General features: G+C 43.3%; 15 protein-coding genes and 1 tRNA gene. 15 read left to right on the forward strand and 1 reads right to left on the reverse strand.

Features of this window, described 5'->3' with window-relative positions:
* The first annotated feature begins 109 nt into the window (after positions 1 to 109).
* The 11 genes from ACNQO6_RS03135 (at position 110) to ACNQO6_RS03185 (ending at position 13,657) form a co-directional block, all read left to right on the forward strand.
* Positions 110 to 185 (forward strand) — tRNA-Trp (locus ACNQO6_RS03135).
* 76 nt (positions 186 to 261) lie between these two features.
* On the forward strand, positions 262 to 702 hold the full coding sequence (gene secE / locus ACNQO6_RS03140) for a preprotein translocase subunit SecE (protein WP_343578524.1): 441 nt from the start codon (positions 262 to 264) through the stop codon (positions 700 to 702).
* A 7-nt stretch (positions 703 to 709) separates the two neighbouring features.
* Complete coding sequence (gene nusG, locus ACNQO6_RS03145; protein ID WP_004656291.1) at positions 710 to 1,243, forward strand: transcription termination/antitermination protein NusG; 534 nt, start codon at positions 710 to 712, stop codon at positions 1,241 to 1,243.
* A gap of 112 nt (positions 1,244 to 1,355) precedes the next feature.
* Entirely contained in the window at positions 1,356 to 1,784 is a 429-nt protein-coding gene (gene rplK / locus ACNQO6_RS03150; RefSeq protein ID WP_004637639.1) for a 50S ribosomal protein L11, read from the forward strand.
* Positions 1,785 to 1,787: 3 nt separating this feature from the next.
* Positions 1,788 to 2,483 (forward strand): 50S ribosomal protein L1, encoded by a 696-nt coding sequence (rplA, locus tag ACNQO6_RS03155; protein WP_343578522.1) that lies wholly within the window; start codon positions 1,788 to 1,790, stop codon positions 2,481 to 2,483.
* A 250-nt stretch (positions 2,484 to 2,733) separates the two neighbouring features.
* Positions 2,734 to 3,240: a 50S ribosomal protein L10 gene (gene rplJ / locus ACNQO6_RS03160; protein ID WP_343578521.1), complete on the forward strand. Its 507-nt coding sequence runs from the start codon at positions 2,734 to 2,736 to the stop codon at positions 3,238 to 3,240.
* 42 nt (positions 3,241 to 3,282) lie between these two features.
* Positions 3,283 to 3,654: a 50S ribosomal protein L7/L12 gene (gene rplL / locus ACNQO6_RS03165; protein WP_004774018.1), complete on the forward strand. Its 372-nt coding sequence runs from the start codon at positions 3,283 to 3,285 to the stop codon at positions 3,652 to 3,654.
* A 309-nt stretch (positions 3,655 to 3,963) separates the two neighbouring features.
* Complete coding sequence (gene rpoB, locus ACNQO6_RS03170) at positions 3,964 to 8,052, forward strand: DNA-directed RNA polymerase subunit beta (RefSeq protein WP_005226395.1); 4,089 nt, start codon at positions 3,964 to 3,966, stop codon at positions 8,050 to 8,052.
* 140 nt (positions 8,053 to 8,192) lie between these two features.
* On the forward strand, positions 8,193 to 12,386 hold the full coding sequence (rpoC, locus tag ACNQO6_RS03175; RefSeq protein ID WP_005278451.1) for a DNA-directed RNA polymerase subunit beta': 4,194 nt from the start codon (positions 8,193 to 8,195) through the stop codon (positions 12,384 to 12,386).
* 163 nt (positions 12,387 to 12,549) lie between these two features.
* Positions 12,550 to 12,915, forward strand: a complete 366-nt coding sequence (locus tag ACNQO6_RS03180) for a hypothetical protein (protein WP_004774021.1) — start codon at positions 12,550 to 12,552, stop codon at positions 12,913 to 12,915.
* Between the two features lie 382 nt (positions 12,916 to 13,297).
* Positions 13,298 to 13,657: a YMGG-like glycine zipper-containing protein gene (locus ACNQO6_RS03185; RefSeq protein ID WP_241332928.1), complete on the forward strand. Its 360-nt coding sequence runs from the start codon at positions 13,298 to 13,300 to the stop codon at positions 13,655 to 13,657.
* Positions 13,658 to 13,710: 53 nt separating this feature from the next.
* Here ACNQO6_RS03185 and ACNQO6_RS03190 read toward each other — a convergent pair whose 3' ends face one another.
* On the reverse strand, positions 13,711 to 14,202 hold the full coding sequence (locus ACNQO6_RS03190) for a DUF4442 domain-containing protein (RefSeq protein WP_005280965.1): 492 nt from the start codon (positions 14,200 to 14,202) through the stop codon (positions 13,711 to 13,713).
* 114 nt (positions 14,203 to 14,316) lie between these two features.
* Here ACNQO6_RS03190 and ACNQO6_RS03195 point away from each other — a divergent pair, with 114 nt between their 5' ends.
* From ACNQO6_RS03195 to ACNQO6_RS03210, 4 genes are all read left to right on the forward strand, one after another.
* Positions 14,317 to 15,192, forward strand: a complete 876-nt coding sequence (locus ACNQO6_RS03195; RefSeq protein WP_436871081.1) for an alpha/beta fold hydrolase — start codon at positions 14,317 to 14,319, stop codon at positions 15,190 to 15,192.
* Positions 15,193 to 15,313: 121 nt separating this feature from the next.
* Positions 15,314 to 16,735, forward strand: a complete 1,422-nt coding sequence (locus ACNQO6_RS03200; protein ID WP_202741127.1) for a Na+/H+ antiporter family protein — start codon at positions 15,314 to 15,316, stop codon at positions 16,733 to 16,735.
* Positions 16,736 to 17,118: 383 nt separating this feature from the next.
* On the forward strand, positions 17,119 to 17,721 hold the full coding sequence (locus ACNQO6_RS03205) for an OmpW/AlkL family protein (protein WP_343578518.1): 603 nt from the start codon (positions 17,119 to 17,121) through the stop codon (positions 17,719 to 17,721).
* A 136-nt stretch (positions 17,722 to 17,857) separates the two neighbouring features.
* Positions 17,858 to 18,208 carry a lysozyme inhibitor LprI family protein gene (locus ACNQO6_RS03210; protein WP_202741129.1) on the forward strand — a complete coding sequence of 117 codons (351 nt, stop codon included), beginning with the start codon at positions 17,858 to 17,860 and terminating at the stop codon, positions 18,206 to 18,208.
* Positions 18,209 to 18,281: the final 73 nt, after the last annotated feature.

An 18,281-nucleotide genomic window follows, 5' to 3' on the forward strand; every position in this document is an offset into this window, starting at 1 on the left:
CCGTGAAGGTGGTCGTACTGTAGGTGCTGGTGTTGTTGCTAAAGTAACTGCATAAGCCCAATACTGTGTTACACTCAAATCGGAAGCTTCGGCTTTCGATTTGCATAATAGGCTAGTAGTTCAATTGGTAGAGCGTCGGTCTCCAAAACCGAATGTTGGGGGTTCGAGTCCCTCCTGGCCTGCCACTTTTTTTTTATAAAAAAGCTTAATTCTGGCTGAGTTGTCATATAATAAGTCGCGAATTCTACGACGAGTAAAAAAATGTCGAATGATAAATCGCGTGACGCATTAAGCGACGCGCCAATCCCTCAAAGAAATAATGCTGCAGAAGTTGTAAGCGCTGGTTCTCCACTTGATGCTGTTTTGTGGTTGATTGCTATCGCTTTATTGATCGGTTCAGCATTGGTAAATCAACATTTACCTGCCTATTGGGCACCAGCAAATGATATTTGGGTGCGCGTTGGGGTAATTTTGGCTTGTATCGTCGTCGCTTTAGGTTTATTATACGCCACCCATCAAGGCAAAGGCTTTGTGCGTTTGTTGCAAGATGCGCGAATTGAACTGCGTCGAGTGACCTGGCCAACAAAACAAGAGACGATCACGACATCGTGGCAAGTGCTTTTGGTTGTGGTTGTTGCATCATTGGTTTTATGGTGTTTCGATTACGGGTTAGGTTGGTTTATTAAGTTAATTATCGGGTAAGAGTGCGATGAAACGTTGGTATATTATTCATGCCTATTCAGGTTTTGAAAAACAAGTGATGCGTTCACTTAATGACCGAATCCAGCGCAGCACTGTTGCTGATAGCTTTGGTGAAGTCCTTGTCCCTACTGAAGAAGTGGTGGAAATGAAGGATGGTAAGAAGCGTAAGTCTGAACGTAAATTCTTTCCTGGCTATGTGTTAGTCGAAATGGAAATGAATGATGATACTTGGCACATCGTTAAAGAGTGTCCAAAGGTTCTTGGTTTTATCGGTGGTACACCAGAAAAACCGGCACCTATTTCACAACGTGAAGCTGATGCGATTCTTGCGCGTGTACGTAATACTGGCGAAGCACCACGTCCTAAGACGATGTTTGAACCAGGTGAAGAATTGCTCGTTATTGACGGTCCGTTCACTGACTTTAAAGGAGTCGTGGAGGAAGTTCAGTACGATAAGTCACGTTTGACGTTGACGATTAATGTATTTAATCGACCAACTCAGGTTGAACTCGAGTTTCGCCAAGTCGAAAAAACGATTTAATCTGCCTAGGTTGATAAGCGCCCGATCTGATCGGGCATTGTTGTTCAAACACTTCGGTGTTGTTTAATTTTTTGGGGAGCCTAGCGGCGTCTGTACCCAGAGGTAATTTTCAATGGCTAAGAAGATTGACGGCTATATCAAGCTGCAAGTTCCAGCTGGTAAAGCGAATCCATCTCCACCAATTGGTCCTGCTTTAGGTCAACGTGGTGTAAACATCATGGCATTCTGTAAAGAATTCAATGCTGCTACACAAAAACTTGAAGTTGGTTTGCCAATTCCTGTCGTGATCACTGTGTACAACGATAAGTCGTTCACTTTCATCATGAAAACTCCACCTGCATCTATTCTTCTTAAGAAAGCTGCTGGTATTCAAAAGGGTTCTTCTGTACCTAACAAAACTAAAGTTGGTAAGTTGACTCGTGCTCAATTAGAAGAAATCGCGACTACTAAAGAACCAGACTTAACTGGTGCTGATTTAGACGCTCGTGTTCGTACCATCGCTGGTTCTGCACGTTCTATGGGCTTGGAAGTGGAGCTATAAGACATGGCAAAGTTAACTAAACGTCAAAAAGCCATTGCTGCTGCTGTAGAAGCAAACAAAGTTTACACTCTGGAAGAAGCAGTACAAGTTCTTAACAGCCTTCCAGCTGCGAAGTTCAAAGAATCTTTAGATATCGCTGTAAACCTTGGCGTAGACCCACGTAAATCTGATCAGGTTGTTCGTGGTGCGACGACTTTACCTGCAGGTACTGGTAAAACTGTACGTGTAGCTGTATTTGCTCAAGGTGCTGCTGCTGAAGCTGCGAAAGCTGCTGGTGCTGATATCGTTGGTTTTGATGACCTTGCTGAAAGCATTCAAGGTGGAAACCTTGATTTCGACGTAGTCATTGCTGCTCCTGATGCAATGCGCGTTGTTGGTAAGCTTGGTACGATTCTTGGTCCACGTGGCTTAATGCCAAACCCTAAAGTGGGTACAGTAACTCCTGATGTTGCTAGCGCGGTTAAGAATGCTAAATCTGGTCAAGCACGTTACCGTGTAGACAAAGCGGGTATCATCCACGCTGCGATCGGCCAACTTGGCTTTAGCGAAGAAGCTGTACGTCAAAACGTTGAAACTTTAATTGCAGACTTGAAAAAGTTGAAACCTGCAACGTCTAAAGGTGTATACGTTAAAAAGATCACTTTGAGCTCAACTATGGGCCCTGGTTTGATCGTTGACGTAAGCAACGTATCTAAGTAATTAGAAAGAATTTTAAAGCCTTAGGTTTTCTCTTTGAGAAAATCTAAGCAAACTTTGAATTGATAAATGAATATTTATCAGCGTCAAAGACCTCAGGCGAGAAACATTTTCGAATGTTTTTCTTAATCATCCAGTCTGAGTAGACGCGGTGGTGTGATTTATTCCTCCTCCGCGTGTAAGTCTGAATAGGGCTTACGAATTGGGAGTGCATCTGTTAAGGGTGCATAAATCACCGTTAGGAGGTTTTACGATGGCTCTTCTTATCGAAGACAAAAAACAGATCGTTGCAGAAGTAAACGAAGTTGCTTCTAAAGCGTTCTCTGCCGTTGTTGCTGACTACCAAGGCTTAACTGTAGAGCAATTAACAACACTTCGTGTTGAAGCTCGTAAGTTAGGTGTTACTACACGTATCGTGCGTAACACTTTGGCTAAGCGTTCATTCGAAGGTACTCAATTCGATATCTTGAATGACGACCTTGTTGGTCCAACAATTCTCGGTTTCTCTACTTCTGAAGACGACATGGGTGCAGCTGCACGCTTGTTCGAAGAATTTGCGAAAACTAACAAAGCATTTGAACTTAAAGCTGCTGCATTTGATGGCAAAGTTTATAAAGGTGCTGAAGTTAGCGTTATTGCGAACCTTCCGAACCAAGAGAAAGCGCTTACTATGCTTGCCTCTGTTCTTCAAGCTCCTATTTCGAAATTGGGTCGCCTCATTACAGCGCTCAAAGAGAAAAACGAGTCAGAAGCGGCTTAATCCTATTTTCACACCATTCAATATCCATTTGGAGTTATTCTCATGGCTTTAACTAACGAAGAAATCTTAAACGCAGTTGCTGAAAAAACAGTTCTTGAACTTGTTGAATTAATCTCTGCTTTCGAAGAGAAATTTAACGTATCTGCTGCTGCTGTAGCTGTTGCTGCTGCTCCAGGTGCTGGCGCTGCTGCTGCTGAAGAACAAACTGAATTCAACGTTGAGTTGACTTCTTTCGGTGCTAACAAAGTTGCTGTAATTAAAGCAGTACGTGAAGCTACTGGTCTTGGCCTTAAAGAAGCTAAAGATATGGTTGAAGGCGCTCCAGCTGTTCTTAAGGAAGGCGTTTCTAAAGAAGAAGGCGAAGAACTTAAGAAGAAGCTTGAAGAAGCTGGTGCTACAGTTACACTTAAGTAATTCTGTAGGGAGTCGGTTTTTTGATAATCGGCTCCAAAAAATGGCTGATGGCTCTTGGGTCATCAGCCTTTTTGCGTTACAATAATCGGCTCGTTTTTTGTTAGTTTTGCGTATAATTTGCATGTTATTTAAGCAAAACCAATAAAATCAAACGCTTACCAATATTTTTTTGCTTATAAAAATATTGTTAAGCGTTTTAATACCACTAAAAATTGCAGCATTTGTAAACAGTGGTGGCCATATCGGCCTGCGTAATTCCTTCTAAGCCCGTTCTGCAGGCGGGTTTAGTTTACTTTCCGAGGACTCCAGATGGCATACTCATATACCGAAAAGAAACGGATCCGTAAGAATTTTGGTAAATTGCCCCACGTAATGGAAGCACCGTACTTACTTTCGATTCAGGTCGATTCGTACCGTACATTCTTACAAGGCGGTAAAACACCAAAAAATCGCGAAGATATCGGTCTCCAAGCCGCATTTCGTTCAGTTTTTCCTATTGAAAGTTATTCTGGCAATGCTGCTTTAGAATTTGTTGAGTATAGCCTTGGTAAGCCTGAGTTTGACGTGCGTGAATGTATTTTACGTGGTTCAACTTATGCGGCACCAATGCGCGTAAAAATTCGTTTGATCATTAAAGATCGTGAAACGAAATCAATTAAAGACGTTCGTGAACAAGAAGTTTACATGGGTGAAATGCCACTCATGACCGATAACGGTACATTCGTTATTAACGGTACTGAGCGTGTAATCGTATCTCAGTTACACCGTTCACCGGGCGTATTCTTTGACCATGACAAGGGTAAAACCCACTCAAGCGGTAAAGTGTTGTATTCAGCACGTATTATTCCTTACCGTGGTTCATGGTTAGATTTTGAATTTGATGCAAAAGATTTAGTATTTGTACGTATTGACCGTCGTCGTAAATTATTGGCGACCGTGATCTTACGTGCCTTGAATTATACCAATGAACAAATTCTGAATTTGTTCTACGAAAAAGTACCTGTCTATCTTGACATGGGTAGCTATCAAATTGACCTCGTTCCAGATCGTTTACGCGGTGAAATGGCGCAATTTGATATCTTGGACAATGATGGTAAAACCATTGTTGAACAGGGTAAACGTATTAACGCACGTCACGTACGTCAAATGGAAGCTGCTAACTTAGCCAAGCTTTCTGTACCTGATGAATATTTATATGAGCGTATTACGGCTGAAGATATCACACTGAAAAGTGGCGATGTGATTCCTGCGAATACCGTGCTTAGCCATGAAGTGATGGTGAAGTTGGCTGAAGGTGGTGTTAAACAATTTAACATCCTGTTCACGAACGACATCGATCGTGGTCCTTTCGTTGCAGATACATTACGTGCAGATACGACTACTGGCCGTGAAGAAGCGCTGGTTGAAATCTATAAAGTCATGCGTCCAGGCGAGCCGCCAACGAAAGAAGCTGCTGAAAACTTATTCAACAACCTGTTCTTCTCTTCTGAGCGTTATGACCTTTCTCCAGTGGGTCGTATGAAGTTCAACCGTCGTTTGGGACGTCCTTACGAAGTGGGTACTGATCAGAAGTCACGTGAAGTTGAAGGTATTTTATCGCACGAAGATATCATTGATGTACTGCGTACATTGGTTGAAATCCGTAACGGTAAAGGTGAAGTCGACGATATCGATCACTTGGGTAACCGTCGTGTACGTTCTGTTGGTGAAATGACTGAAAACCAATTCCGTGTTGGTCTAGTTCGTGTTGAACGTGCTGTTAAAGAGCGTTTAAGCCAGGCAGAAACTGATAACTTGTCTCCACAAGATTTAATCAACGCGAAACCAGTTGCTGCTGCAATCAAAGAATTCTTTGGTTCAAGCCAGTTATCTCAGTTCATGGATCAAAACAACCCATTGTCTGAGATTACACACAAACGTCGTGTATCTGCACTTGGTCCTGGTGGTTTGACACGTGAACGCGCGGGCTTCGAAGTACGTGACGTACATCAAACTCACTATGGTCGTGTTTGTCCAATTGAAACACCTGAAGGTCCAAACATTGGTTTGATCAACTCGCTTTCTGTTTATGCAAAAGCGAATGACTTCGGTTTCTTGGAAACACCATACCGTAAAGTTGTAGACGGTCGTGTAACTGACGATGTTGAATATTTATCTGCAATTGAAGAAGTGGGTACTGTTATTGCACAGGCCGATTCTGCAGTAGATAAAGATGGCAACTTGACTGAAGAAATGGTTTCTGTACGTCATCAAGGTGAATTCGTACGTATGTCGCCTGAGCGCGTCACACATATGGACGTTTCTGCACAGCAGGTTGTTTCTGTTGCAGCATCATTGATTCCATTCCTTGAACACGATGATGCGAACCGTGCATTAATGGGTTCGAACATGCAACGTCAGGCTGTTCCTACATTGCGTGCTGACAAGCCGCTTGTTGGTACAGGTATGGAAGCAAACGTAGCGCGTGACTCGGGTGTGTGTGTGATCGCAAACCGTGGTGGTGCGATTGAATATGTTGATGCATCTCGTATCGTTATTCGTGTCAACGAAGATGAAATGATTGCGGGTGAAGCAGGTGTAGATATCTACAACCTGATCAAATACACACGTTCAAACCAGAATACCTGTATTAACCAAAATGTCATCGTGAACCTAGGCGACAAAGTTGCTCGTGGTGATATCTTGGCTGACGGTCCATCGACTGACATGGGTGAACTTGCGCTGGGTCAAAACATGCGCGTCGCGTTCATGACATGGAACGGTTATAACTATGAAGACTCGATCTTGCTTTCTGAGCGTGTACTTCAAGAAGACCGTTTAACCTCGATTCACATTCAGGAATTGTCATGTGTAGCACGTGATACCAAGTTAGGCGCAGAAGAAATTACTGCCGATATTCCTAACGTCGGTGAAGCTGCACTGTCTAAACTGGATGAGTCAGGTATTGTTTATATCGGTGCTGAAGTGACTGCGGGTGACATCCTTGTTGGTAAGGTAACGCCTAAAGGTGAGACTCAGTTAACCCCTGAAGAAAAATTACTTCGCGCAATCTTTGGTGAAAAAGCAGCTGACGTGAAAGACTCTTCTTTACGCGTTCCGTCTGGCACTAAAGGTACGGTGATTGACGTTCAAGTCTTCACTCGTGATGGTTTGGAAAAAGATGAACGTGCTCAAGCAATTGAGAAAGCTCAGCTTGATGCATACCGTAAAGACTTGAAAGAAGAATACAAAATCTTCGAAGAAGCAGCACGTGAACGTATTGTTCGTTTGTTGAAAGGTCAAGAATCTAACGGTGGTGGTTCAACTAAACGTGGCGATAAACTGACTGAAGACGTATTGTCTGGTTTAGAGCTGGTTGATTTACTTGAAATCCAGCCAAATGATGAAGCAATCGCTGAACGTTTAACTCAGATTCAAGTGTTCTTGAAAGAGAAGAGCTACGAGATTGACGAGAAGTTTGCTGAGAAGAAGCGTAAACTTTCTACAGGTGATGAATTAACAACGGGTGTATTGAAAGTTGTTAAGGTTTACCTTGCGGTTAAACGTCGTATCCAGCCTGGTGATAAGATGGCGGGTCGTCACGGTAACAAGGGTGTTGTATCAAACATCTTACCGGTTGAAGACATGCCACATGATGCCAATGGTGTACCAGTCGACATCGTATTGAACCCACTGGGTGTACCGTCACGTATGAACGTGGGTCAGATTCTTGAGACTCACTTGGGTATGGCGGCGAAAGGTCTTGGCGATAAAATCGAAAAAATGTTGAAAGAACAACGTACAGTGATTGAACTGCGTGAATTCTTAGACAAGATTTATAACAAGGTTGGTGGTGAGCAGGAAGAGCTGGATAGCTTGACTGACGCAGAAATCTTGGCGCTTTCAGGCAACTTACGTGCTGGTGTTCCATTGGCGACTCCTGTATTTGATGGTGCTGAAGAAAGCCAGATCAAAGACTTACTTGAATTGGCAGACATTTCACGTACCGGTCAAACGGTATTGTTTGATGGTCGTACCGGTGAACAGTTTGACCGTCCTGTAACTGTAGGTTACATGTACATGCTCAAACTGAACCACTTGGTTGATGACAAGATGCATGCGCGTTCAACTGGTTCTTACTCACTTGTTACCCAACAGCCGCTTGGTGGTAAAGCACAATTCGGTGGTCAGCGTTTCGGTGAGATGGAAGTATGGGCACTTGAAGCATACGGTGCAGCATATACTCTCCAAGAAATGCTTACTGTGAAGTCGGATGACGTCGAAGGCCGTACACGCATCTATAAGAATATTGTAGATGGTAACCATTATATGGATCCGGGTATGCCTGAATCGTTCAACGTATTGACCAAAGAGATCCGTTCTTTAGGTATCAACATTGAACTGAAAAATGGTGACTAAATCCCCCTATATCCCCCTTTATTAAGGGGGAAGTTCCCCTCTTTCTTAAAGAGGGGCTAGGGGAGATTCCAAATTTCAGTAAAAACAATATTTGTGACCCAGTCGGGAGAGCGTAGCTCCTCGACACACGGAGAAAAAAATTGAAAGACTTGCTCGATATCATGCGTAAGAAAACGGATTCAGAAGGTCATGCACCTATTGAATTTGACCGTATCCGTATTGGTCTTGCGTCACCAGAGATGATTAAGTCATGGTCTCACGGTGAAGTTAAAAAGCCTGAAACCATTAACTACCGTACGTTTAAACCTGAACGTGACGGTTTATTCTGTGCCAAAATCTTTGGTCCAGTAAAAGATTACGAATGCTTGTGTGGTAAATACAAGCGTATGAAATACAAAGGCGTCATTTGTGAAAAATGTGGCGTTGAAGTAACAACTGCTAAAGTTCGTCGTGAACGTATGGGTCACATCGAGCTTGCTTCTCCAGTTGCACACATTTGGTTCTTGAAATCATTACCGAGCCGTATCGGTTTACTTCTTGATATGACATTACGTGATATCGAGCGCGTATTGTATTTCGAATCTTATGTGGTTACTGATCCTGGTATGACTCCGTTTGAAAAGTATCAACTTTTAACAGACGAAGAATACTACAATGCACTTGAAGAACACGGTGATGAATTCACTGCGAAAATGGGTGCAGAAGCAGTTCAGGACTTATTAAAAGATATCGATCTTGAAGCCGAAATTGCACGTTTACGTGAAGAAATTCCACAAACAACCTCTGAGACGAAACTTAAAAAAGCGTCTAAGCGTTTGAAATTGATGGAAGCTTTCAAAGATTCGAACAACAAGCCTGAATGGATGGTGATGAACGTACTTCCTGTACTTCCACCAGACTTACGTCCGCTTGTACCACTTGAAGGTGGTCGTTTCGCGACTTCAGACTTGAACGATTTATACCGTCGTGTGATCAACCGTAACAACCGTTTGAAGCGTCTTCTTGACCTTGCTGCGCCGGACATCATCGTACGTAACGAAAAACGTATGTTACAAGAGTCTGTTGATGCGTTGCTTGATAACGGTCGTCGTGGTCGTGCAATTACAGGTTCGAACAAACGTCCATTGAAATCTTTGGCAGACATGATCAAAGGTAAACAAGGTCGTTTCCGTCAAAACTTGCTCGGTAAGCGTGTTGACTACTCTGGTCGTTCGGTGATTACCGTAGGTCCTACTTTACGTCTTCACCAATGTGGTCTTCCGAAGAAGATGGCACTTGAATTGTTCAAGCCATTCATTTTCGCAAAACTACAAGCCTCTGGCCAAGCAACAACCATTAAAGCTGCGAAGAAAATGGTTGAGCGTGAGACACCAGAAGTTTGGGACGTTCTAGCCTCTGTAATTCGTCAACATCCAGTGATGTTGAACCGTGCGCCAACACTTCACCGTCTAGGTCTTCAAGCATTTGAACCTATTCTGATCGAAGGTAAGGCAATCCGTCTTCACCCACTCGTCTGTGCTGCGTTCAACGCCGACTTCGATGGTGACCAAATGGCGGTACACGTTCCGTTGACATTGGAAGCGCAGCTTGAAGCACGTGCATTGATGATGTCTACAAACAACATCTTGTCACCTGCAAACGGTGAGCCAATCATCGTTCCTTCTCAGGACGTTGTCTTGGGTCTTTACTACATCACACGTGATGCGGTAAATGCCAAAGGTGAAGGCATGGTGTTTGCGGATACTCACGAAGTGAACCGTGCATTAGCAACGGGTAAAGTTGCAATCCATGCACGCGTAAAAGTACGTGTACACCAAACGGTGATTGATGAAAACGGTAACCGCGAAAAGCAAACCATCATTGTTGATACAACTCCTGGTCGTTGCTTGTTATGGGAAGTTGTTCCACAAGGTTTAAGCTTCGAATCGATCAACCTTGAGATGACCAAGAAAAACATCTCGAAGTTAATCAACTCTTGCTACCGTAAACTTGGTTTGAAAGATACTGTAATCTTCGCTGACCAATTGATGTATTTGGGCTTCCGTCAAGCGACGCGTTCAGGTGTATCTGTTGGTATGGAAGACATGTTGATTCCGCCAACCAAGCATACGATTATCGATAAAGCAGAAACCGAAGTTCGTGAAATCGAACAACAGTTCGAGCAAGGTTTCGTAACTGCAGGTGAGCGTTATAACAAAGTTGTCGATATCTGGGCGCGTACTAACGACCAGGTAGCGAAAGCGATGATGGATAACTTGTCTTATACCCTTGTGAAAAACAAACAAGGTGAAGACGAGAAACAGAAATCATTCAACTCGATTTATATGATGTCTGACTCGGGTGCCCGTGGTAGTGCGGCGCAGATCCGTCAGCTTGCTGGTATGCGTGGTTTGATGGCGAAGCCGGATGGCTCGATCATTGAGACCCCGATTAAAGCAAACTTCCGTGAAGGTTTGACGGTACTTCAGTACTTCATCTCGACACACGGTGCGCGTAAAGGTTTGGCCGATACCGCATTGAAAACTGCGAACTCTGGTTACTTGACACGTCGTCTTGTAGACGTAGCACAAGATTTGGTGATTACTGAATCTGACTGTGGTACTGCTGGCGGTTTGGTCATGACACCATTCATTCAAGGTGGTGACGTTATTGAACCATTACGCGATCGCGTATTGGGTCGTGTAACTGCTGAAGATGTACGTCGTGCATCTGATGATGAAGTGGTTCTTCCACGTGGTACCTTGATTGACGAGAAAATTGCTGCTCAGCTTGAAGAAGCGGGTGTCGATGAAGTTAAAGTACGTTCAGTTATCGCTTGTGAATCTACCTTCGGTGTATGTGCTCGTTGTTATGGTCGTGACCTTGCACGCGGTCACTTGGTGAACCCGGGTGAATCAGTGGGTGTAATGGCTGCACAATCAATTGGTGAGCCAGGTACACAGTTAACGATGCGTACCTTCCACGTGGGTGGTGCTGCGAGCCGAACTTCTGCTGCAAACAGTGTTCAAGTACGTAACAAAGGTACTGTACGTTTCCACAACGTGAAAACTGTACAACATGCCAAAGGTCACTTGGTCTCTGTTTCACGTTCAGGTGAAATTGGTATTGCCGATGACTTAGGTCGTGAGCGCGAGCGTTATAAACTTCCTTACGGTGCAAGCATCTTGTTGAAAGATGGTGAAGCTGTAGAAGCGGGCGGTATCGTAGCGACTTGGGATCCGCATACACATCCATTGGTCACAGAAGTTGCGGGTAAAGCGCGTTTCAGCCAGATCGCTGATGGCGTAACTGCAACATCGAAAACTGATGATGCAACAGGTATGACAACTGTTGAAATCTTGCCTGTAACAGCACGTCCTGCTTCTGGTAAAGATTTACGTCCTGCAATCGTGTTGGATACAACCGATGGCGGCGAACAGTTCTACTTCTTGCCACAAAACACAATCGTGACCGTTCGTGATGGCGAAACGATTGGTGTGGGTGACGTTATTGGTCGTGTACCACAAGAAACTTCACGTACTCGTGATATTACCGGTGGTCTGCCACGTGTAGCTGACTTGTTCGAAGCACGTAAGCCGAAAGAGCATGCAATCCTTGCAGAAGTATCAGGTGTTGTCAGCTTCGGTAAAGAGACCAAAGGTAAGAACCGTTTAGTGATTACTCCGGATGACGGTTCAGAGATCTACGAAGAGTTGATTCCAAAATGGCGTCAAATCAACGTGTTCGAAGGTGAGCATGTCAACCGTGGTGAAACCATTTCTGATGGTCCACAAAACCCACATGACATCTTACGCTTGAAAGGCGAAGTGGCATTGACTAACTACATCGTGAACGAAGTTCAAGACGTTTACCGTCTCCAAGGTGTAAAAATCAACGATAAGCACATTGAAGTAGTTGTACGTCAAATGTTGCGTAAAGTTGATATCACTGATGGCGGTGATACAAGCTTCATTAAGGGCGAACAAGTGGATTACATCCGCGTTGTTCAAGAGAACCAGGCTGTCTTGGCTCAGAACAAGTTCCCTGCGAAGTTTGAACGTCAATTGATGGGTATTACCAAAGCGTCGCTTTCTACTGACTCGTTCATCTCTGCTGCATCGTTCCAGGAAACCACACGTGTGTTAACTGAAGCGGCTGTAACCGGTAAAGAAGATGATTTACGTGGCTTGAAAGAGAACGTTGTTGTGGGTCGCTTGATCCCAGCGGGTACAGGTCTTGCGTATCACTTAGAGCGTCGTCGTCAAGAAGCGGAAGCTGCTGAATTTGAACTTCACAATGACTTTAGTGAAGTTGACCAAGCATTTAGCCAAGCGTTAAACTCAGACCAGTTCTAAGTCTTAGCGAATGAAAAAGGCACCTTCGGGTGCCTTTTTTTGTGGAAAAATGAAGCAGTTGTTACAAAAACACATTACAGCATCAGTATTTGATTACTTAATCAAAGTAAACAGTTCATTAAACAATACTATCCTATGCACATCTGAGAGAGGAGATGTTCGAATGAAAAAAATGATGATGATTGCTGGCGTAGGTTTGATGTCAACGACTTTATTTGTTGGTTGCCAAAATGCCAGCCCAGAAAGTAAACGTATTGGTTCTGCTGCGATTGGTGGTGGTGCAGGTGGTGCGGTAGGTAAGCACGTTGGTGGTAACCTTGGCGCTGGCCTTGGTGCTGCAATTGGTGCAGGTGTTGCTGCCAATGCGAAAGGTTCAAATAGTAAAAATACACGTAATAGCGCAATCGGTGCTGGCTTAGGTGCTGTGATCGGTGGCGCGGTATTGGGTGGTGACTCTGGCGCTGCGGTCGGTGGAGCATTAGGTGGTAGTGCTGGCTCTGCTTATGGCGAGAAAAAAGGCAAGTACTAAGCCCGCGCTTATATTTGCAGATGGCTGGGGAGATGATCTGAATACTTCAATCAGATCAACTCTCTAACTGTTATGCTATAAATGTTCCTCTCAGTGAGAAAGATGTCTTGCTGAGCGTGTTTCAAGAAAAACTATAATTTTTTAATCAATTTCATAACGCATGAATTGTATTGAAAACACACCAAGTTTTTGACGAGGTGTATCAAGATTATTTCTGTCCTTAATGAATTCAGAATGCTTTAGCCTCATACGCTACTTGCTCCCAAATCCTGTCTTTACAAAATACTAATCGATTGGGACAGAGTGATAACACAATGTGATCAAATTCCCCATAAAAGAAGATTATGCTTTTGGGTAGAGCATAAGAGAAGTGAGTATAGGCATGAAAAAAACAATCGGTTTGGTTTCAACTTTGATGTTATCGGCGGTAATGTTCACAGGCTGTCAAAATATGAGTGCCTCTGACCAGCGTATTGGTACCGCAGCGCTTGGTGGTGCTGTTGGTGGTGGTTTAGGTAACCACGTGGGCGGTGGTCTTGGTGCAGGTGTTGGTGCAGCTGCGGGTGCAGGTGTAGGTGCCAATGCAAAAGGCGCGAATAGCAGTTCTACAACCAGTAGTGCGATTGGTGCAGGTATCGGTTCTGTCGTAGGTAAAGCCATCTTTGGTGGTGACTCAGGTGCTGCGATTGGTGGTGCAATCGGTGGTGGTGCAGGTGCCGCCATTCAAGAGAAGAAAAGATAATTTCTGCCGATCAGATTCAAAAATGCCTGCACGTGTTGCAGGCATTTTTATTGCTATGGTTTTAACGAGGCTTTGGGCTTTTTACGCCGGATATAAAGTACCTTTTCGACTTCGGCAATACGCGTGCCGGCATCATCCACAATATTTAAGCTGTAATGCCGTAAAACCGGTTGGTGATTTTCTGCCAGCTGCTTAATTTCGGTGATTTCATTGGCATTCAGCTGGATCTCGGCATAAACGGTATTGCGGCCTGGCGCAATAAAATTAATTGTGGCACTTTTATCCCAGACAATATATTTATTGCCCAGATGATGGATCAGAATCAACATATAAAAAGGATCGACCATCGAATATAAACTACCGCCAAAATGCGTTCCGACCAGATTGCGATTGCGTCTGGTGAGTGGCATTTTAACCCGAATGTAGTAATCATCCAGATCAATGGTTTCAATCTCGATTCCCGCACCACGATAAGGGGAGTAGTGATTGAGCAGAAATCTGGAAATTGCCGGAATGGTTCGAATTTTTCTGAAAAAGTCTTTCATGGTCAATTTTTTTTCTTGCAACTCTATTCATACTCCATAAGTATCATTTTTAGTGTATCGCTGGCAATGGCTGTTTTATCACCAGGCCGATAGAAAACAAAATGGGAAAGAATTATGCAAACACAAGTAAAAACAGTAACCACATCGGATCAGCAAACACTCTGTGTCAAAACATGGGGCGATGAGAAAAACACGGCTTTGGTGCTGGTACATGGCTATCCAGATAATCAGGAAGTCTGGGAGCCGATCATTGAGCAACTGGTCAATGACTATTATGTGGTGACCTATGATGTACGTGGTGCCGGCTTATCGTCTATTCCGAAACGGATTAAGGACTACCGTTTGCCACGCTTGTCACTGGATTTACAGGAAGTTGTTGATCAGGTGTTACCGAATCGTAATTTCCATATGGCAGCACATGATTGGGGATCTTTGCAGTCTTGGGAATCTGCAACTGAACCAAAACTGAAAGGCCGCCTGTTGTCCTATACCACGATTTCAGGCCCTTGCTTGGATCATGCCTCATTTTATCTACGTGAAAAATTTAAAGCTGCGCCAAGCAATGTACTAAAAATGCTGACAAAATCCTGGTATATCGGGGCTTTTCATTTACCCCTGATTGCACCCACAGTATGGACCTTTTTTAGTCCTGAAAAATGGGGCAAGATTTTAAGTGGGTTAGAGAAAAAGCAAGATTTGCCATTAAATGCCAATATTGTCTCGGACGGCAAATACGGGATTAACCTGTATCGCGCCAACTTTATTCCGTCCTTGACTCAGCCACGCCAACGTTATGCACAATGTCCAGTTCAGGCCATCGTGTTAAAGCGCGATGCTTTTGTCAGCCCCGAGTACATTACCGAGTCGATGCCAAAATGGGTCGAAAACTTTGAATATACCGAACTGGATGCCAATCACTGGGCCGTGTTGAGTCAGCCCGAAAAAATTGCTGAACTGATCCGTCAGTTTGTCCAACGTCAGGCAGCTTAAGGCTTTAGTGGAATTATTAAGCTAAAAATCACTTAAGATTAGCGATAATCAGGCGATATTTTCAGCTAGGTTTTGATGAATCTGCTAGAATGTCGCCTTTTCTTTGCTCCTAAATTTGTTCATGAATGCTGTCGTAATTGCGATTGCCGTGATGTTTATCCTGTCACTGGCACGAGTTTCTGTTGTTCTCACATTAGTGATTTCAGCCATTATTGGCGGCTTGGTCGCTGGTCTAAGTCTTTCTCAAACCGTCGAAGCATTTAATGCCGGCTTAGGCGATGGGGCTGAAGTTGCATTGGCTTATGCGGTGTTGGGTGCATTTGCATTGGCACTGTCCAAATCCGGATTGCCCGATTTGCTGGCGCATAAACTGATTGGTTTATTGGGGATGGAAGCAGGTAAAAATCAGCAGACCAAAGTGAAATATCTTTTGCTGACGATTTTACTGATTGCTGCGATTTTTTCCCAAAACCTGATTCCTGTTCACATTGCCTTTATTCCCGTTCTGGTTCCACCTTTGTTAAAAGTGATGAATCACTTGAAACTGGATCGTCGTGCGGCAGCATGTGTCATGACACTCGGTCTGGTCGGTACCTATATTTTCCTGCCTGTAGGCTTTGGTGCAATCTTCCTTGAACAGATTCTGATGGGCAATATCAACAAGATTGGCGCAGCCTATGGCTTGCACGTGGAACGTGGCATGATGCCAATCGGTATGGCAATTCCGGTATTAGGCATGGTGATTGGTACGCTGGTTGCGGTATTTATCAGCTATCGTAAGCCACGCATCTATGTTGATCGTTCAATTACGCCAGTTAAAACGATTGATCTGGATAAACCGTTAAAAGTGACGACGCAAGCAGAATATGATCTCAAAGCCGATGCTGAAGAGCTGAAACATGAAGCAGAAAACGTGCCTTATATTTCCAAGAAAACCATGTTTATGGCGCTGCTCGCGATTGGTTTAACCTTGGTTGCACAGCTCTATTCAGGTTCGATGATTCTGGGTGGTCTGGTCGGTTTTGCGGTGCTGTCTGCTTCGGGCATTTTTAAATGGCAAGATGCCGATGATGTGTTTGTGCAGGGCATGCGCATGATGGCGCTGGTCGGCTTTATCATGATCTCTGCGGCAGGTTTTGCTTCAGTGATGACGCATACAGGCGACATTACGCATCTGGTTAATGGTGTGGTGCATATCATTGGGGATAATCATGCGCTTGCGGCATTCCTGATGCTGTTCATCGGCTTGTTCGTGACCATCGGGATTGGTTCATCCTTCTCAAGCGTACCTGTACTGGCGGTGATCTATGTGCCATTGTGCGTACAGTTTGGCTTTTCTCCTTTGGCAACTATTGCCCTGATTGGAACAGCTGCTGCTTTAGGGGATGCAGGTTCACCAGCCTCCGATTCAACCTTGGGTCCAACAGCAGGTCTAGGGGTTGATGGTCAACATGATCACATTTGGGATACGGTTGTGCCTACATTTATACACTTTAATATCCCGCTACTCATTTTTGGCTGGATTGCAGCAATGGTTTTATAATCAGAAATGGCTCATTGATGAGCCATTTTTTTTCTTTATAAAGTGTGAATTAAATATAAAAATAATCATTAAATGACATTTTTTGTCGCTTTTTAAATCTAATTTTATAATGTGGTTTTAATATTAAGTTGTATGTGATTATATTTTTAAATCTGGCTTAATTTATTTTTAAATCTGATAAAAATACTAGGTTTTATAGTAATTTAAGTTGATTAAAATAGTCTGGATTAATGTTTATTACATATTTTAACAATTATATTTTATTAAGATTCAATGCATTATAAAGTAAATTAAAATAGTTGGAATTAATCTCTATTGCATAATGTAAATATGCGTGTTTATTATGTTGAACAAGAACATAAATTGTTAAAGAGGTTGTTTAAATGTTAAAGAAAGTTTTAGTTGTTGCTTTATTGGGGTTATCTTCAACTGCATTTGCAGGGGGCTTTCAGGTTAAATTTGGTGGAAGTGTAATTTCACCAACAGACGATACTGTGGTTGCGGGTGTTGGCACATTAAAGGCAGATCATGAATTTGCATTTACGCCATCGGTTGAATATTTCTTTGGTGATACGCCTTTTTCTGCAGAATTATTACTGGCGACACCGATTTCACATGACGTGTTATTAAATGGTGAAAAAGTAGCAAAGCTTAAACAATTGCCACCTACTGTCACTTTTAAATATAACTTTAAAAACTCTACCCGTTTCACACCCTATATTGGTGTAGGTGGCACAGCTTTTGTGACTTGGGATGAAGAAACAACAGGTGCTTTAGAAGGCGCAAAATTAAAAGTGAAAGAAGACTTTGGTTTTGCCGGCCAGATCGGTTTTAATTTCCAGCCTGCTGATGCAAAAAACTGGGGTGTATTCTTTGATGCACGTTATGCACAAATCAGTCCAGAAGTAAAATTAAATGGACAGAAGCTGACTGATCTAGACATCAATCCGATGGTATATACCTTAGGTTATAGCTATAAGTTCTAAGCGGAGCTTGCTCTTGAAAAGCCTCACGTTGTGAGGCTTTTTTATTTTTGCAATTCCCATATAAAACAGATACAGGCCTTACACAGAGAGTTTTGTATGCTGAAAAAATAATCTTAATAAAAGTGAGACCATCATCATGAAAAAACTAATGACTTCGATCTTATTGTTAATCCCCGCGTTATTTTTATCTCAGGCGCATGCGGCCAGTTATTCCTGTAAAGCAGCCAAGTTGAAAGTCGAGCAGCAAATCTGTAATGAACGCAGTCTCAATGATGCGGATGTGAGAATGGCAACGACCTATCAGATTATTTTACATGCCTTGCCAATGGGCGGACGTGATGCTGAAAAAGACAGACAATTTCAATGGTTAAAACAACGTAACTCTTGTGGTGCCAACACGCCGTGTATCAAACGTGCTTATGCGCAACGTCAACAGCAGCTTGATCAGCTGTTACAGGAGCGAGTATTGAGTCGAGGTCCGTTCTAATTATCGTTTTGTATATTTTTTACCTGAAAAATACGGTTCAAGGATTGAAAAAATTAAGATATACACCATTCAT

Origin of the sequence: Acinetobacter calcoaceticus, from assembly GCF_051947995.1 — a bacterium.
In the GTDB taxonomy this organism is placed as follows: domain Bacteria; phylum Pseudomonadota; class Gammaproteobacteria; order Pseudomonadales; family Moraxellaceae; genus Acinetobacter.

Bases quoted from the DNA above. Each gene is read 5' to 3' on its own strand.
- secE (WP_343578524.1), top strand. From the start codon at position 262: ATGTCGAATGATAAATCGCGTGACGCATTAAGCGACGCGCCAATCCCT.
- nusG (WP_004656291.1), top strand. From the start codon at position 710: ATGAAACGTTGGTATATTATTCATGCCTATTCAGGTTTTGAAAAACAA.
- rplK (WP_004637639.1), top strand. From the start codon at position 1,356: ATGGCTAAGAAGATTGACGGCTATATCAAGCTGCAAGTTCCAGCTGGT.
- rplA (WP_343578522.1), top strand. From the start codon at position 1,788: ATGGCAAAGTTAACTAAACGTCAAAAAGCCATTGCTGCTGCTGTAGAA.
- rplJ (WP_343578521.1), top strand. From the start codon at position 2,734: ATGGCTCTTCTTATCGAAGACAAAAAACAGATCGTTGCAGAAGTAAAC.
- rplL (WP_004774018.1), top strand. From the start codon at position 3,283: ATGGCTTTAACTAACGAAGAAATCTTAAACGCAGTTGCTGAAAAAACA.
- rpoB (WP_005226395.1), top strand. From the start codon at position 3,964: ATGGCATACTCATATACCGAAAAGAAACGGATCCGTAAGAATTTTGGT.
- ACNQO6_RS03180 (WP_004774021.1), top strand. From the start codon at position 12,550: ATGAAAAAAATGATGATGATTGCTGGCGTAGGTTTGATGTCAACGACT.
- ACNQO6_RS03185 (WP_241332928.1), top strand. From the start codon at position 13,298: ATGAAAAAAACAATCGGTTTGGTTTCAACTTTGATGTTATCGGCGGTA.
- ACNQO6_RS03190 (WP_005280965.1), bottom strand. From the start codon at position 14,202: ATGAAAGACTTTTTCAGAAAAATTCGAACCATTCCGGCAATTTCCAGA.
- ACNQO6_RS03195 (WP_436871081.1), top strand. From the start codon at position 14,317: ATGCAAACACAAGTAAAAACAGTAACCACATCGGATCAGCAAACACTC.
- ACNQO6_RS03200 (WP_202741127.1), top strand. From the start codon at position 15,314: ATGAATGCTGTCGTAATTGCGATTGCCGTGATGTTTATCCTGTCACTG.
- ACNQO6_RS03205 (WP_343578518.1), top strand. From the start codon at position 17,119: ATGTTAAAGAAAGTTTTAGTTGTTGCTTTATTGGGGTTATCTTCAACT.
- ACNQO6_RS03210 (WP_202741129.1), top strand. From the start codon at position 17,858: ATGAAAAAACTAATGACTTCGATCTTATTGTTAATCCCCGCGTTATTT.